Annotated in this window: 13 protein-coding genes; 3 read left to right on the top strand and 10 right to left on the bottom strand. The window is 53.8% G+C overall.

Annotated elements, in window-relative coordinates; genetic code table 11:
• The first annotated feature begins 119 nt into the window (after positions 1-119).
• Positions 120-2,381, top strand: a complete 2,262-nt coding sequence (locus AC5S3R_RS06730; RefSeq protein WP_494266248.1) for a GH92 family glycosyl hydrolase — start codon at positions 120-122, stop codon at positions 2,379-2,381.
• Between the two features lie 281 nt (positions 2,382-2,662).
• On the opposite strand, the gene AC5S3R_RS06735 is transcribed toward AC5S3R_RS06730, so the two are convergent.
• From AC5S3R_RS06735 to AC5S3R_RS06750, 4 genes are all read right to left on the bottom strand, one after another.
• Complete coding sequence (locus AC5S3R_RS06735) at positions 2,663-3,316, bottom strand: MOSC domain-containing protein (protein WP_494266249.1); 654 nt, start codon at positions 3,314-3,316, stop codon at positions 2,663-2,665.
• 452 nt (positions 3,317-3,768) lie between these two features.
• Entirely contained in the window at positions 3,769-3,963 is a 195-nt protein-coding gene (locus tag AC5S3R_RS06740) for a hypothetical protein (RefSeq protein WP_494266250.1), read from the bottom strand.
• Positions 3,947-4,252 (bottom strand): hypothetical protein, encoded by a 306-nt coding sequence (locus AC5S3R_RS06745; protein WP_494266251.1) that lies wholly within the window; start codon positions 4,250-4,252, stop codon positions 3,947-3,949. The genes AC5S3R_RS06740 and AC5S3R_RS06745 overlap by 17 nt, the downstream gene beginning before the upstream one ends.
• Positions 4,249-4,692: a hypothetical protein gene (locus tag AC5S3R_RS06750; RefSeq protein WP_494266252.1), complete on the bottom strand. Its 444-nt coding sequence runs from the start codon at positions 4,690-4,692 to the stop codon at positions 4,249-4,251. The genes AC5S3R_RS06745 and AC5S3R_RS06750 overlap by 4 nt, the downstream gene beginning before the upstream one ends.
• 454 nt (positions 4,693-5,146) lie before the next feature.
• Here AC5S3R_RS06750 and AC5S3R_RS06755 point away from each other — a divergent pair, with 454 nt between their 5' ends.
• Positions 5,147-5,446, top strand: a complete 300-nt coding sequence (locus AC5S3R_RS06755) for a hypothetical protein (protein ID WP_494266253.1) — start codon at positions 5,147-5,149, stop codon at positions 5,444-5,446.
• A 3-nt stretch (positions 5,447-5,449) separates the two neighbouring features.
• Entirely contained in the window at positions 5,450-6,232 is a 783-nt protein-coding gene (locus AC5S3R_RS06760) for a hypothetical protein (protein ID WP_494266254.1), read from the top strand.
• A 285-nt stretch (positions 6,233-6,517) separates the two neighbouring features.
• Here AC5S3R_RS06760 and AC5S3R_RS06765 read toward each other — a convergent pair whose 3' ends face one another.
• The 6 genes from AC5S3R_RS06765 to AC5S3R_RS06790 form a co-directional block, all read right to left on the bottom strand.
• Positions 6,518-7,117 carry a tyrosine-type recombinase/integrase gene (locus tag AC5S3R_RS06765; RefSeq protein WP_494266255.1) on the bottom strand — a complete coding sequence of 200 codons (600 nt, stop codon included), beginning with the start codon at positions 7,115-7,117 and terminating at the stop codon, positions 6,518-6,520.
• A 203-nt stretch (positions 7,118-7,320) separates the two neighbouring features.
• Complete coding sequence (locus tag AC5S3R_RS06770) at positions 7,321-8,352, bottom strand: radical SAM protein (RefSeq protein ID WP_494266256.1); 1,032 nt, start codon at positions 8,350-8,352, stop codon at positions 7,321-7,323.
• A gap of 555 nt (positions 8,353-8,907) precedes the next feature.
• On the bottom strand, positions 8,908-9,270 hold the full coding sequence (locus AC5S3R_RS06775; RefSeq protein WP_494266257.1) for a hypothetical protein: 363 nt from the start codon (positions 9,268-9,270) through the stop codon (positions 8,908-8,910).
• Between the two features lie 291 nt (positions 9,271-9,561).
• A complete protein-coding gene (locus AC5S3R_RS06780) occupies positions 9,562-10,449 on the bottom strand; it encodes a glycoside hydrolase family 130 protein (RefSeq protein ID WP_494266331.1) in 888 nt (295 codons plus the stop codon).
• A gap of 137 nt (positions 10,450-10,586) precedes the next feature.
• On the bottom strand, positions 10,587-12,968 hold the full coding sequence (locus AC5S3R_RS06785; protein ID WP_494266258.1) for a glycosyltransferase family 4 protein: 2,382 nt from the start codon (positions 12,966-12,968) through the stop codon (positions 10,587-10,589).
• 293 nt (positions 12,969-13,261) lie between these two features.
• Entirely contained in the window at positions 13,262-13,522 is a 261-nt protein-coding gene (locus tag AC5S3R_RS06790; protein ID WP_494266259.1) for a hypothetical protein, read from the bottom strand.
• Positions 13,523-13,757 lie beyond the last annotated feature (235 nt).

The raw sequence follows: 13,757 nt of genomic DNA on the forward strand, positions 1-13,757 counted from the left end.
TTCCATTTTGCCGTTGGGGTTTGCGCAAGCAAGCCCCAACGGCAATTTCAAATAGTGATTTTAAAGAGATTGATTGGAAGGATGGAATTGTGATGCGTATAGAGAATCTTTTTTGCCGCATGACTTCTTGCCGCCTTAGTGTGGCTTTTGTTGTAGCGCTTGTTGTGGGGCAGACTGGGTGGGCGCAAAAGACGGACGCGGTAAAAGCCAAGGACTATACGCAGAATGTTGATCCGTTTATTGGCGTGGACTGGGGTGGAAATACTTTTGTTGGATCTGCAGTTCCGTACGGCATGGTGAAGGTTGGGCCGGATATACAGGGGTTTGATGGGCGCCGCTCAGGCTTTGGATATGCGAGCAGCGGCGAGGTTCTTGGCTTTTCGCATTTGCATCTGAGCGGCGCGCAGGGCAAGTACGGCAACGTGATGGTGATGCCTGTAACGGGGCCACTGGAACTGAATGACATTAAAAGCGCGCGGTCTGAGGAAGAGAATCATGTGGGCTACTATGCTGCGAAGCTTGACCGCTACCAGGTGAAGGCTGAGTTGACGAGCAGTCGCCGCGTGGGATTTCACCGCTATATGTTTCTTGCCCCGCAGGAGGCGCATATCACGATTAACCTGGCGCATGCGCTGGGGCTTGGAACGGATTGGCAGGCGCAGAAGTTTTTGGGTGCTGAGGCACACGTGCTCTCGAATCGCGAGGTGCAGGGTGTTACGCGTGTGACGGGAGGATGGAATCGTGGCGGTGAGTACAAGGTTTACTACGACATGGTTCTCGATACGCCTGCTGAGAACGTGCGTACATGGATGGGGACGGAGCTTGCAACGGCGAAGGATGCTGTTGTGGGAGCGAATACACCGGTTGGGGCTTCGTTTGATCTTCATGTGAAGGCGAAGCAGGTGGTGCGCGTGAAGGTGGGCATCTCCTTTATCAGCGCTGACCAGGCGAAGCGCAATGTGCAGGAAGAGATTCTGGGATGGAATTTTGATGCGGTGCGTAATGCGGCGAAGGAGTTGTGGAATCGAGAACTGGCGAAGCTGGAGCTTTCGGGCGAGAGTGTGTCGCAGCGTCGGCAGCTTTATACAGCGATGTATCACATCATGCTGATGCCTACGGATAGAACGGGGGAGAATCCGGACTGGCAATCGAAGGAGCCTTATTACGACGACTACTACTGCATCTGGGATACCTTCCGTACTTCCAATCCCTTGCTGACGTTGATTTCGCCGGATAGAGAGCGGGATATTGTTCGTTCGCTGGTGGATATTTATCGTCATACGGGCTATATGCCAGATGCGCGCAGCGGCAATGATAATGGACGCACGCAAGGTGGTTCGAATGCCAACGTGGTTGTAGCGGATGCCTTTGTGAAAGGGCTGAAGGGCATTGATTATGAGACGACCTTTGCGGCGATGGTGCATGATGCTGAGGTTCCTCCGGCAGATGCGCAGAAGGAAGGCCGCGGCGGTTTGAAGGACTACAACACCAAGGGCTATGTGACATTGGCGGATGAGCGCTCGGGTTCTCGCACGATGGAGTACGCTTACGACGATTTTGCGATTTCTGAAGTGGCGTGCGGTTTGGGTAAAACAAAAGAAGCCGCGCTGTATGGTGGCCGGGCGCACAACTTTAAAAATCTGTGGGACAAGGATATGACGGCGGAAGGCATAAAGGGCTTTCTGCGGCCTCGTAATCCGGATGGTAGCTGGGCTGCACCGTATCTTGTAGTGCGTGGTACGTGGCCGGATTTCTTCTACGAGGGAGATATCTGGACGTACTCGATTTATGCGCCGCAAGATATGCGCCGCTTGATTGAGATGGCTGGCGGCGAGGAAGCATTTGCGCATCGCCTGGACTGGACATTTCTACGCAGGCATTTTGATGTGACCAATGAACCGGGTTTTCTGCTGCCGGTGCTCTACAACTACGCACGTAAGCCGGATCGTTCTGCTGAAGTCGTTCGCATGATTCTTGAAAAGTACTTCATGGATAATCGCGCGGGGATTCCCGGCAATGATGATTCGGGAGCTATGTCGAGCTGGCTGATCTTTTCTACGCTTGGATTGTTTCCGGTGGCGGGGCAGGATGTTTATCTCATCAGTACGCCAAGCATCCCTGATGCTTCGCTATCACTGGACAATGGGAAGAAGCTGCACATTCTTGCGAAGAACTTTGATGGCAACGGTCTGAACCGCTATGTGCAGTCAGCCACATTGAATGGCGTGGACCTGCCAAATGCGTGGTTCCGGCATGGACAGATCAAGGATGGCGCCACATTGGTACTTACGATGGGGCCAGCGCCTTCCAAGTGGGGTACTGTTACACCGCCGCCCTCCATGAGCGATCCGGGGATGGGTATGTGCTACGGCAGCAAATAAGCCGGTGGATGTGGGGAGAAGGCCTCGCGACACCTTCTCTCCGAACGATTGCCGACGAGGATTACGACTGGCAATGCGGCCTGTGCTTCGCTACCGGCAGCCGATGGCACATCCTCTTCGAGTACACATCCGGGCTTTCGCAATTTCGCCGTTATCCTGGCCTGTGCTTGCCCGCGGACAATTTATCAAGAGCTTCCTGTCTGCAACTCTAGCTACAAATGAACTCAGCCGTACTCTTGTAGTTTTGCTATTCAGCCGACTCTCTCGATGTGCTGACGTACTTAGATCCGTGCAATCCGCTCCTTCCAGAAGACTGGCAGCAAGTCCAAGCTGATGATTCGCATTCGCATTTCCCTGTCGCTCGTGGTCTTTAAGCTGTAGCTCCAAATATCGGCAATGCTAATCTTCTCCGGCGCCCTAGAGACAATCTCGATTTCGCTATTTCTCGTTATGTCTCCTTCCTGAAGAACGGATGCATACCACCCAGGACGTCCTTCCCGCATGAACAGCGCTACCATATCAGGCCGATGGAATTTCATTTGCAGCTTATAGCAGGGGCTTCGCGGCTGCAGTACCTGCATGATTGCCGTGCCAATCTGAATTACGTCGCCAACATGCAGATCGGATTCGAGAAGCCCCTTTGACGTAATGTTTTCGCCAAAACTGCCCGGAGGTAGCGAGTCCATGCTTAGCAGCTTTTCCCAATAAGAGTAATGCTCTTCGGGATAAAAGTAGATTGCTTTGTCGAGACCGCCATGAACTCGCAAATCTCCCTGCGCATCGCCATCCAAACCAAGCTGGCGTGTGCGAATACTTCCTGAAACTGGGCTCTTGAAGAATCCGGTAATCACGGATTGTCCTGCAAACTGTACTTCTCGCAAGTTGCCGCTCACATTCACAGACTGCACATTTGCCTTTTTGGATTGGCTCGTCATTCTTACTCCTTACTGGACATACCATGGCATGGTTTTCTTTATGGTGATTGCTGAATCAATGACTAAATGATTGAAATGAGCTGCAGATTCAGAACAGGGAACCTATTAGTGCGAAAGAAAGTTGTCGATTATTGATGCTATTCATCTGCGTTTGTGTCCAGAGCGAAATGACCGGCATTCAGGATGTGTATTTCTGCATTCTTGACATCGCTCTGATAAGCAGCTGCTTCGGCGACTTGGAACGAGGAATCATATTTACCCCATAGCACCAGCAAATGAGGCTGCCGACTGCGGAGCCAAGCCTGCCATGCTGGATACGACGCGACATTGGTTCGGTAATCGTAGAAGAGGTCGCTTTGTATCTGGGCTTCGCCTGGCTGGCTTAGGAATGCAAACTCGTCTGTCCATAGGTCACGGTCATAAGGTAGTGTCCTAATTTGAATTCCACAGATTCAGGCTTCCACAGCGGAAGCCAACGTGCTACGAATCCATTCCGAAACGGTCTGCTCGGCCCGGTTCGCTGCCTCCTGAATCCGTTCCAAGTCCTCAAGGGCAAATCGCACCGGCACAATCTTGGCCTTTGCCTCATGTTTGGCCAGCTTCGGGCGACCGGGCTTCCGTTTCGTTTCTTTAGGCTGTTTGAGCATTACGATACTCCTGAACGATGAAAGTACGCACAGCGGTTTCGGGGGATACTGCGGGAGGAATTTTCAGGATCTTTATGCTGCGCTTAGGGGTCTGCGGGTCATCAGTCGCATGGGTCCAAGCAAAGGCCGTATCCGCCTTGGGGTGGCCGTGCAGGTCAAATATCTCGACGACACCCTCCCAGATAGTCTCTCCGTTGAACTCCTCTTTCACCGGGACGCTCTGGCGGTGCGTGGAATCCACGCCGTGGAGCTCCTGGATAACCTCGCGCAATTCCTCGATGTAATTCATGTCGCCGCCTCCACCAAGTCTCCCACTGACCAGAAACTCGGCGCAATCCCCGCAGCCACAGCAGGGGTGCAGCGAAGCGTATTATGCCGCCGCACCAGGTTGTAATAAGCGAAGTGCAGTCCGACCGCAGCCTCGAAGTTCTCCCGCTTCTTGCTAAAGGCGTGAGTCAGGCGAGTCAACCGCCTCATGTGGAGCCGGGTCGTAGCGTTTAGGCGTTCGACATAGCTGGTCGAAATCAGGTCGTAGTTGGGAGAGCCGGAGATGACAATTTTCTCAACGTCCGTGACTTCGGGAGTGCTGTAACGGTGGTCAACTACTTCGGTGGTCTGTCCGTAGACTTTGACGATTTGCGCGTAATCGGCATCCGCGCCAAAGGCGCTCTCCATCGCCGTGATGTAATGGCGAAGCCCATCCGTGGAGACTTGGACGCGGTTACGCATCCTGTTGGCAACGTCCGCGCAGAACGCATGAGCGGTCGTCGCGTCCCGCTCCCCAACCTTGAACGCCGGAACGAGCTTGGTCTCCGCGTCAATCGCGCAGAAGGTCCAGATGCTCCCAACTTCGGGTCATCGCCGGGGCGCACATGAGCTTCTTTCTTGCCGATGAAGCCCCAGATTTCATCCATCTCAAGCCGGGTGCAGGACAGGTCGCGCATCAGGGTATCAAGTAGCCGGGTGCATCCCCGACTTATGCGGACACCAAGGCGCATGATGGTGTCGCGGTGAATCTCCGTCATGCGCTCAATGGAGCGGATGCTGGAGCCTTCTGCCAGTGCTGCAATCACCGCGATTTGCTTGTTCATGCTGAGTACGTTCGCCATAAAGCATCGCTGCAATAAATGTATTACATAAATATGGTAGAGGTCAAGTATTTTTGTGATACATTTTCGTTATCATGCTGAAAAAATTGATTCTGTTGGCGATAACGCTCTCGCTGGTCTCTTTCAATGGAGATATTAAGGCGCACGAAGCAAAGCAGACTCAGTATTACCAGAAGCCATCCACGCCAGTCGCGTCTGTTCCGAAAAACCAAAAAGATGACGCCAGCAGCCCCCACTCCAAAGGCGAGCCACACATTAATGCCGATGTATGGGTCGTCAAGGCCCCCGAAAAGGATGGATACGACAAAGCCTCCTTTCTGATGAATGAGGTACTTGCTGTTGCTGCAATGATAGGTCTCATATATGAGTTCTGAAACTTGAGTTTTCTGAGTAGCCAAGTGAAAGAAATGAAGCAACAACGCATCGCCACACAGGACACACTCATAGCCATCAATCGGCAAGCTGAGATTATGGAGTCTCAAGCTAGGGATGCTGCGTCTTCCTCTGCCGAAACTTTGGCTGCGCTCAAGCGGCAGGGGGATTGGATGCGTCAGTCTGCAAAGGCCCAACTGCTTTCCGCAAGAGCGGCAATCCTTGGGGCCAAGGTGGCGAGCAAGCAGATTCACGCGCTGAGAAGCAATGCGCGAGCCCGACTGATAGCTCACGTTCCTTCCACCGAACCGCGTACTGGCTTTCCCGTTGAAATAGACGAAGGTATCACCGAAGAATCGCTGGACGTGAGGATTGAAGTCACCAACGAAGGAGGAACCGGGGCCTTCAATGTAAGTGCCACCGGGGATTTCTTGGTTGCTCCCCTCAACGGTAAGAACGTCATATTTGACGGAGCCAAGTTGAGCATTCCCACCATTGTCCGGGCCGGTTCTAAAACAGTAGTCCGAATCGAGCCAGCAGAGGACGGACTTGCATTTATCTCCGCCAAAGATTGGGAAGCGATATGCAACGGTGATCCGGCTCTCCATATATTCGGCGTTATAGCCTATGAGGACGTTTTCGGGATTAGTCACAGTACGCCCTTCCATTTCGCTTGGAAGGTTATTCGATATGGTGACGATGCTGGAGATGCCGAGGCTAAGTGGCTGAATCTCCGCCCAGCAGACGGGAAACCCGATAAAGGCCAGAAAAGCCAGAATCCAAATTAGGACACTACCTCGCTCGGTTGTAAGCACGGAAACATGCCCGAGAAGGAACTGAATCTGCTCTAATTCCCCGCCATTTACATGACAGAGTTTGGCGCAAGTGCGCCGGAGATCGCGTGGTGCGAGATGGTCCATTTGTATCCGCTCAGCGCATCTTCGGACGACATACCAGATCACATTTTCGGATACTCCCTTACCCCAAGCAGTTCCATGGCGGCTCACGGCTCGGAAGACTCGGCCGGCAGTTACGTTTGCCGACTGCCTTCATCGATCGACTGCCTGCTTGCCTCACGCAGGCATAGGAACTGTGCGGACATGACCACCCTTGCCCACCAGATCCACGATGGCCCAATGTCCTTGCCTGATCTGCAAGTCCTCAACTGTAAGTGCAGAGAGCTCGGCACGGCGCAATCCGCAACCGACAAGCACGGAAATCATTGCAACGTCCCGGAGACTGCGCAGATTCGCGCCATCTGCTTTTTCCAGTAGAAATCGAACTTGGTCCCGGGTGAGCCAGTTTCCCGTGTGGGCTCCAAGCTGCTTTACGCCTTTGACGCGGCGAATACCTGCCGCGAGTTCTGGGCTGAGTAAGCCGGAATCTGCCGCCTCGTACGCTAGCCGTCTGACTGCCGCAAGGCGCTGGTTGACGGTTCCTGCTGCCAAGCCCAGAGATTCCAAGTGAAGACGAAATCGCAGGACGACAACCCGATTCAAGGCAAGTCTCGGCTCAGAACAATACCAGGTGATGAACTGCTCCATTGCAAACTTGTAGTTTCTCCTAGAATGAGGAGAACTCAGGCTGTTGAGTACTGCGAATTTTGCGTGATCCAGATCTGGAAGCTTCAGAACGAGCTTGCGGCAAGGTGGCCATCCGTTACCTTTGTGCATATAAGCGGCCTCCACGCCGCTGGCATGCACAAAATAGACCTAATTGGTGGAGTTCTACCTCGAAAAGTATCCAGGCGATTTTGAACGCACCAGCTATCTTTGATGGAACCCCAGGAGATGGCGAGTCGCTCAATAAGAGCTATTGGGGATCTTGCCCAATTCCGCTCATCCTGATTCTGTCGCGGTTCTATTGCTCCCGAGCACTACGGCTCAAGAATATTGAATGGGGAAAGATTTTCCTGAATGGCGGACCGGCGTGAAAGGGATCTGCGAAAAATTTTCCATTTCTTGCCCAATCGATCGGATGCCATAAAGATCTGACCAGCGGTGAGTCCGCCCGCCACGCGGTAATGGCCGACCGCAGCCAATCCCATCGAGGCGATGCAGCCACATTGCTCGCAATCAGGGGCTCCGCCAAACTGGCAGGGGGTGATTTGCGTTCTGAGATCCGCAGAAATAATTTCCGTGGTTCTTGCAAAGATGCATTCGCTCGGGCTCCTCGGAGGAGCCTGCATCTCCCGAATCACTGCCTCCGGTAAGTCAAGCTTGGGGTATCTCATCCGTAAGCCATGCAATTCAGCGATCGTGGACGCCCTTTGCGAAGCCGTCAGGATCTCCGGGTCGGTGGCGCCGCACTGAGGAGTGAAAATGCTGAACCACACTTTGGCAATTTGCGGCCGGCTAGTCCAGAAGCGAAGGAATTCGTCGAGATAGCCGGGACGCTCCGCTATCTGCGATGTGATCGTGCAATGAATGGTAACACTAGCCTCTTCGATGTTCTGAAGGATACGCTCGTAGGTCGCGGGCATGCGTCGCGCGTCATGCTCTGGCTGAAGGCCATCGATCGATACCACGACATTCAGTTTCCTGAATTCCTTCCACGCGCTCGGGATCTTCCTGAAAGCGCTGGTAACGACCTGCGTATGCACACCACGGCTCTCGATCTGCGGTAACAGCGATTCAAGTTCGCGATACCGTACCAGCGGGTCACCACCCACAAGAGAAACATGGAGCGGCCTCCGTTCATCGATCAACTCAAGCACTTTTGCGACAAGTTCTTCGCCTTTGTAGTCGGAGAGCTGACGTAGCTGCGTGACTCCTCCGAGGTGCGCAGCATCGAAGGCATAGCATCCGGGGCACCGCAAAGGGCATTCTTTCGTGATTTCGATTGAAAGCGAAGGCGCACGGCCAGCCAATATCCTGGCCCAGGCGTGAAGGACTTCTGATTTTTTCATGACCTCTCCATATCAGACGTAACGAAGGTTGAGTCGATATCGATGGCTCGCAGACAACTCTGCGATGAACCACCCTACAAAGTTGCCTGGAGAGGGATGGATCAGATTTGAAGGGGAAGACTGAATTTTGCTAAACCCGGACTGGTCCCGCATTCTGAATAGAAGATCGAGGACGGTCCAACGAGCGCAACCCTAGCCACCACCGGGGCACGGGAAAGAAATGAACATTGGTGCCGGGCTGCAAATAACAAATCCATGCTCTGCTTGCAATGCTGAGCCAGTACCAGCACCATGCAGAGAAACGCCAGTAGCATGAGTGTGCTTAATTCATAATCCTGACCACCGTGCAGAAAGTGATCCCAAGTCCAAATGTACTGCGTCAGCGGCGCAGTAACCAGCAGAATGGCGGTTAATATCAACAAAACACGGCCGATCCAAGCAAATGCTCGTCCCGCACATGCGAATACAGTGGGGTTTGGATGGTTCGTGTTGGAAGTGCAATTCAATCGGCCCTCACCTGTTTTGACTCGATGCTCTTTCTTGGGTTTGCGTTTCTTACTCGCTGAACGGCACGCCAAACGATAGCAGCGCGGTATGCTCTGGACGATGCTGTGTTCCTACGATCTTCGGCTGCTTGCCCATGTCTTTCCAAATGCGAAGCGCCGTGGCATTCATATACAGCATCCGCACCTGCTCGCGGCTGTTGCCGCGCAGGCTATAGATGCTGAGCGTGGTCAGCAACCGCGTCTGTTCAGACGCTATCAGATACGGTCCCATACTCACGGATGGAGAATTTTGAATATCCTGCACATCTGCAGCGCTTTGCGCAATTACGGTATAGTTCATAGCTTCTTGTGGACGGTCTGATGCAAGGCGGAGCAAAAGATCGTTCGACGTAGGGTTAGACGGATATTCCATTCAACGCTCTCTCCATTAGATCAATCAGGCTTTTTCCCGGTATAGACGTGCGAAGGCATCAGGCCGGGTTCTCAGTATGGAAGGCAAACCAGTAATACCGCCTCCAGCAGAACATGCAACGAACCGGCCGTAATGCAAACATACTGAGCAGTCTGTCGAAGGGTTGTAACTCGGCTGGTTTGAATTTGACCGAGTTGCAACTGGGACATTCGTGCCTGGTCCAGATCAGATGCGGTAACCACACAGGCCGCTGTCGGCTTGCTGCACGCATTTTCTCCTCCATCCGATGCGCTACAATCGGCGCATGTTTTCTGAATCAGAGTGCAGGTTGAGCCATGCAAGCAGAGCGCGTATGCTGCCCGTTGCCATCGCCATACACGAATCGGCAGCACCGTAATAGAGGCGAATTGTATCTCCATCGGTGCCGATGATCTGCCCGCAGGGGAACACAACGTCCTTGACATCTCCGCTGCGCTCATAAGGAGCTTCCGGCCCAAACATCCAGGAAGCTCCACGTTGCAGGCAAATCTCCGGATTTTCCAGGTCGAAGAGCGCAAGTCCGAGGCGATAAATGCTCCCTGCAGCGGTTTGCCGGACTCCGTGGTAGATTGTCAGCCATCCCTTCGATGTCTCAATCGGCGGTGAGCAGAGCCCGATTTTGTTCGCATCCCACCATCCGCCGCGACGTGCTTCGAGCATGACTTTGTGGTTCCCCCAATGCCGCAGGTCCGGCGAATAGGAGATCCACATGTGCGCGCCCGTAGGCGTTACCGGGCGGTGAATCATGGCCCAATAGCCGTTGATCCTGCGCGGCAGCAAAGCCGCGTCCTTATCTTCGGGTGGCATGATGACACCGAGTCGTTCAAAGGTCCTGAAGTCCCTGGTTAATGCGAGTGATACGCCAGGACCGCCGCGCGCGAACGAAGTATAAGCAATCGCATATTGATCGAGTTCGGGAACGTACGTGATCCGCGGATCTTCGATTCCCCAGATTTCTTCAGGGTATTCGCGCGGATTGGCCATCAGCGTGGGTTCGGAATCGATGCGCCATCCATCGATTCCGTTTGCGGAGCGGGCGGCGCACAGATGTGACAAGCCAGTCCGCTCCTCCACCCTGCAGAGCAAAAGGGTGTCTCCATCGGGTAACTGTACAGCTCCCGCATTGAAGACGCTGTTCATCGGATAAGGCCAGTCTCGCTGGGTGAGGATCGGATTTCCGGCATAGCGAGTAAACAGGGGAAGGTCTGCGCATGGTCCAGGCTTCAGTGAGTCCGGGACAATAGATTCTGACGATACTGCTGAAGAGGCATTCAGGCTCAAAGGGAAACGCTCATTTCCTGATGAAGTTGGTTTGTGTTGGTCACTTTCTCCTCTTGCAATTCGAGGAGGGCCATCAGGAACGAAAGTGTCGACTCCGCTCCCTGGTTTTCATTTACGCGATCAGGATGAAGCCCATCCCTGCACCCGCCCGTTGCAGCATCGTAGAGGGGAATTTGCAAATCATTCTTGCCGAGAAACCAGCGAAAAATCTGCTGCGCGGATTCAAGCCAACGCTGTTCGTGCGTCAGCCTGTAGGTTTCAAGGCAGGCGGAAATGGTGGCACAGGCTTCGACAGGTTGTTGATCGAAGCGGGCCTTTTCTTTGCCCTCGGTAAAGAACCCATTTGAGCCGATAGGCACGAATATCTGTTCGTCGTCTTGATGCTGCGCGGTCAGAAGCCATTCGAGGGATTCGATACCGGTTGCGATCATTTTTCTGTTTTTACTTTTCCATCCAACCAGAATGAGCGCCTGTGGCAACCTGGCGTTTGAATAAGCGAGACTCTTCTCAAACCATTGCCAGGTCCCGGTGCAACTCTGCTCGTAGATAGCTAACAGCCGGTTGGCAAGCGTGTTTCGCGCGCTCTGAACGTCCCTGTCGCCGGGAAACCAATCCAGATAGGCCTGCATCCCGAGAATGCTGAATGCCCATGCGCGCGGACTGGTGAAAGTCAGCGTGGCCGGTAAAGCGGCTTCGAACAGTCTGCCTGCCGCGCCGCGTAATCCGGCATCCTGCGAACGGCCTAGTACGGTTCCTAAACTCCACAGCGCCCTGCCGTGGCTGTCTTCCGAGCCTATGTCTTCCTGCCATCTCCGGTCGTAGCCAAGAAAGTTTCTGAACCGTCCCGAATCCGAATCAAATGCCAGCCAGAGGAAAGCAAGATACCGTCGCGAGAGTTTGAGAGATTCATTCATGTGCGTGAACTCGCCACTCTCGTCCAAAAGCGTAGCCACGATGAGGGCGCGTGCGTTGTCGTCTGTCGTGTAGCCCTCACGCGTGCTCGGCACAGAGAAGATCGCGTGTTGCAACATGCCCGTGTCATCGGTCATGTTCAGCATGTGCGCAATATTTAGTTCAGGAAGATCCATTGGAGCGCTTAACGCAAGTTCATCCGATTGAGCGGGCCTTGGCCGCAGACTGCGCTCGAAGCGCGCGCGCTGGAAAGTCGCCATATATGCACGCGCTGTCTTTGGCCATGTCGTCTCACGAGAATGCAGATACGCTCGCTTACGCATCGCATGACGTTCCGCATCATTCTCCAATAAGCCAAGCACAGCTTTGGCAATGGATTCGGGATCATCAAAGGGGACAATCATGCCTCGTCCATTCGCGAGAAGCTCCCTGGCGTGCCAGTATGGCGTCGAGATAATTGCTTTGCCTGCGCCAAGCGCTATGGCGAGCGTTCCAGAGACGACCTGCGCTTCCTGCCGGTAGGGTGTGACATAGATGTCCGCCGCGCCGACGTGCTCCACCAGTTCCTCGGTGCTCACAAAGCGGTTGTTGAAGATCAACTGCGAGGCAACGCCCAGTTGTTCAGCCAGCGCTGTTAGTTCTTCGCGGTAGCGCTCGCCCTCCCGCCGCCGGATATGGGGATGCGTGACTCCGGAGACGAGGTACACCACATTCGGATGCTTCGCCAATATCGCCGGCAGCGCCCGTATGACGTTCTCGATGCCCTTGTTGGGAGAGAGCAGGCCGAAGGTCAGCAAGACCGACTTTCCTTCCGTGCCGAATCTGTCCTTGAAATAGTTGGGGTCCACAAATGGCATTTCCGGCACTCCATGTGGAATGACATCGATGTTTTCACCGGGAACTGCGTACACATCGCGCAGAAGCTCAGCCGCCAACTCGCTCATGACGACCAGACGATCGGAAAGTCTTGCAATTTCTTCCAGCACGGACCTCTGATCCATATCCGGGTTGCGCAAAACCGTATGCAGCGTAGTAACCAACGGCATTTTCAGTTTGCGAAGCAACGTCAGGATGTGGCTGCCGGCGCTTCCACCGTAGATGCCGTATTCATGTTGCAGACATACCAGATCGTTGCCGTTGAAGTTGAGAAAATCGGCCGCGCGTTCATACGAGGCCAAGTCGTCCTGCTCGATTTCCAAACGCACTTGTTCCGGATAGTCGTAATTTGAGCCGGGATCATTGACGGGAATGGCAAACAGACACTCCGAGCCATATTCTGAGGCGAGTGCTGTGCAGAGGTCGGTGGTAAACGTAGCAATGCCGCACTCACGCGGCAGATAGTTTCCAATAAAAGCAATGCGCGTTGGCAATGGGGCATGTGTGGTCTTTAACTCATTGGGGCGCAGCGCTGTTGAAACACGTTTCCCAGCCGGTTTCGCCGGATGCATCATTTCATGGAAAGTCACTTTGTCCTGCTTTCGTTTAAGCCCCGATTGCGTTGACGATCTCTGCAATCTACTGAGAAGTGTCGAGAGAAGGCGCATGGACCAAGTACACCGGGAATCTTCCGGGAAAAGTATCGTGCTGGATTTGGTGGAGATGCACGATCACTGCCGCGATATGGAAGCCGGATACTTTGCGGCCTGAAAAGAATCAAGCTCGGCGGCGTTGAACCGTTTCGCAACCCTTTCAAGCACACCACAAAGCTCGATAAGCCGCGTCTCCCTGCACGTCTTGCGCAGGAAAACGGAATGCGGGTTTACGCCCGTATGTTCTTCGATACTGCTGTTGCCTGCGGACTGATGGAACCAGTTACAGGACCATTCGATGCGAAGACTTTGCCGGAGGACGAATGCTCCGCAAGGAAATCCTCAGCGAAACCCAATGGAACTTTCTTGAGTGCGTCCGGTTCGTTCGCGGAAAGGCCAGCTGCGTCGGATACGGGTTTGTAAAGATGTATCTTGGCGCGATAGTGGGGAGACAAGGGGTTCTTTACATCGCCTTGTTTATGCAGATTCATGGCGGCTCCAGTCGCTCGGTTGCGTGCTTAAAAGGTGCTCGTCTGAAGCGAAGCCTGGAATGCCTGAGGCGAGAAGCAAACGTTACTTACCTGAGCATACGCCCGAATCCGTTTGCGTGCGGACCATTTGTGAAAACTCGCCGCAAAAGAGATTTAAAGCAGAATCCGAGTAACAGCGCTCTCGTCGTAGACGCGCAAAGCGGCTTCTTCTACTGAAAAACCGCTTAACGTAAGT

It is taken from the genome of Occallatibacter sp. FHG110214_02 (assembly GCF_059115385.1).